Source organism: Pseudomonas saliphila (assembly GCF_008638345.1).
Lineage (GTDB): Bacteria > Pseudomonadota > Gammaproteobacteria > Pseudomonadales > Pseudomonadaceae > Halopseudomonas > Halopseudomonas saliphila.
Genome location: NZ_VTVA01000043.1, coordinates 1 through 2,042, shown reverse-complemented (window position 1 = coordinate 2,042; position 2,042 = coordinate 1). Strand labels below are relative to the sequence as shown.

The 2,042-nt window shown below is 52.7% G+C and carries 2 protein-coding genes; both read left to right on the top strand.

Annotated elements, in window-relative coordinates; translation table 11 throughout:
- The first annotated feature begins 177 nt into the window (after positions 1–177).
- The gene (locus FHK95_RS19900) at positions 178–1,494 is read left to right on the top strand and encodes a HipA domain-containing protein (protein ID WP_150306368.1); all 1,317 of its coding nucleotides are present in this window, start codon (positions 178–180) and stop codon (positions 1,492–1,494) included.
- Complete coding sequence (locus FHK95_RS19895; RefSeq protein ID WP_235906851.1) at positions 1,491–1,946, top strand: helix-turn-helix domain-containing protein; 456 nt, start codon at positions 1,491–1,493, stop codon at positions 1,944–1,946. The genes FHK95_RS19900 and FHK95_RS19895 overlap by 4 nt, the downstream gene beginning before the upstream one ends.
- Positions 1,947–2,042 lie beyond the last annotated feature (96 nt).

The following is a 2,042-nucleotide window of genomic DNA, read 5'->3' as shown; positions in this document are numbered from 1 at the left end:
GCTGTTGCAGGCCGCGGCGCACGTGTAGGTATGCTAACGCAGGCACGTAAGACAATCCATAGTCGGCATTAAATTGCCGAAACCGGGCAGAATAAAGCCAGTTACAGATTTATATTGCCGATTAAGCCAGCATAATCTAGATTAGTCAGCATATTAATGCCGACTGAGCTCGCCCTAATGTTCGAAGCGCTAACCATACAAACCTATGTAAATGGTCAATGGCACGACGCCCTGGATCTCAGCATCTCGGATACGCAAAGTGTTGCGGACACCCGCGTTACGACTTCGTACAAGACAACATATCTGCATGACTTCTTTGACGTGATAGATAGCGTTTTTGAACATGCCGTCAGCGTGAACTTGCCGGTCAACTGGAGCCCTGAGGATAGCAGAGGCTTCCCAGCCTTCATTCTCGACATCATTCCTGCTGGTCATGCGCGGAAGTCCCTGATCAAGCGATTTAATGATGAAAAGCCCCCAGAAATAGATCTTGATCTGTTTCTGCTGGGGAGATGTACGCCATCGCCTATCGGCAACCTACGTATAAAAGAGTCCATTGAGGCTCTTGAGGACACCGGGGCTGAAGCCTTTGCTCGCCAGGAAGTGGTTGAGCGTACCAATGATTTTCTTGAGTACGCTTACGAGGCTGGGGCTGCACTGGGCGGCGCGACTGGCGCTCAGGGTGAAGCACCAAAGCTATTGTTGGCCGAGGGGCGTGACGGAAAGTTTTACGCTGATGCCATGCTTGATGATTCTCGCGTGCAATCACACACATTAGTTAAGTTCGCTCGGAACAAGGTGACGGAGAACGACAAGAACATTCTTCGCGCTGAGTACCAGTACTACAAAGCGGTGTCGCGTCTGGGCTTGAATACCGTTTCGACTCATGGTTTGAGCCTGGAAGAAGTCGAAAGGCCCAGTCTTTGGATGCCGCGTTTTGACCGCATCGTGAATGGCGAGAGCGTCGAGCGTATCGCGGTTGAATCCGTCTACTCCTTACTCGGTAACACAGAGCCTGGATCGAGACTCAAGCATGAGGTTGTGTTGTCGAAGCTGATTGAGTTGTGGTGCTTAAGCGGGCAAGCCGATGAGGTGCCAGAGCTGATCTTCGAATACATACGTCGAGACCTGCTCAACCGAATTCTGGGCAATAGTGACAACCACGGTCGTAACACGTCCATATTCCGGTACAGGGAAAGGTTCGATCTGGCCCCGATCTATGACCTGGCCCCGATGGTGTTGGATGCAGACGGGGTAACCAGAGCAACGAAATGGGAAGCCGAAAAGAAAGGGAGTCCAAAATGGCGTGAGATCTGTGCCTGCTTCCCGGACTGGTATGCCCCGGATCATCTGTATGAGCGTATCCGTAGCGCCGCCAATGAGTTCAGAGCGCTGCCGGATTTTCTCGTAGATATGCCTCTACAAATTCGCCAATCAAGAGCTATCCCAGTGAACAATCTGGACTCAGAACTTGAGTTATGGGAGCTGCTATGAAAGCCACGACCGGAGAACTGCGTAAACAACTGATCGAAGAGATCATTCGGCTGCACACTGATGGTGAGTTAACCCTGGGCATGGCTATTCGCAGGCTTCGTTTGGAGATTACTGGTTTCGATCAGGAAACCTTTGCTCAAATGTGCGGCATGTCCACCAGAGCGCTGTATCAGTTGGAAACAGACAAAGGTAATCCGGCTTTAAGTACCGTGGATTCGATACTGCGTAAGTTTGGCCTACGGATGGGGCTCATGGCTGCGACGCCTGCAAACAGAAGGGGCGTTATAGCTGGCGAACGCAGCGGCGTATCTCCAGTCACCCACGCCATTTCAAGGGGGGCGAAGCCTAAAGGGAGAACTGGAACCAGGCCTGAAGCTGGCACGTCACCCAATGCCGCCACGAAAGAGACTCATAAGGATGGGCCGACCAGCGAGCGCGATGTCAGTCAGTAGTCGCGAGTAACGTTGTCGAGGGGCAGCCCGCAAATCGCACCGTGTCGACCCTCCACAGAGCAACCCAAACGCACTCCTGGGGGTGTAGCGCGCCTG